The organism is Massilia sp. LMS1-1-1.1 (assembly GCF_040815535.1).
Lineage (GTDB): Bacteria > Pseudomonadota > Gammaproteobacteria > Burkholderiales > Burkholderiaceae_D > Janthinobacterium > Janthinobacterium aestuarii.
The window spans coordinates 1-282 of the sequence record NZ_JBFPNG010000030.1 but is presented as its reverse complement, the minus strand read 5'-3'; the positions used below and the strand labels follow the sequence as shown (position 1 = coordinate 282).

The window sequence follows — 282 nt, the reverse complement described above, 5'->3', positions numbered from 1 at the left end:
GGCGGAATGGGAAAAACAAGTGCCGCCTGCCGTGCTTGAAAGGGTTCTTGCATCAAACCTTGGCGTGGAAAAGGTCGATCATCTTAGTCCCAATATCGGCTACCTGGAGATTTCCTCATTCGGGCCGGTTTTCCTCGTATCCGACAAGTTTGCCGCAGCGATGAATAAACTCGCTAACACCGATGGCCTCATCATCGATCTGCGCAACAACGGCGGTGGCGGGGAAGACTCAGTGGCGCTACTGATCAGTTATCTTGTTGACGGGCGCACCCGCCTCAACGA

General features: G+C 54.3%; 1 protein-coding gene. It reads left to right on the top strand.

Going from position 1 to position 282, the window contains the following annotated elements; genetic code table 11:
• A partial coding sequence (locus tag MRBLMS1_RS18860; protein WP_485881055.1) for a S41 family peptidase occupies window positions 1-282 on the top strand: 282 nt, incomplete at both ends.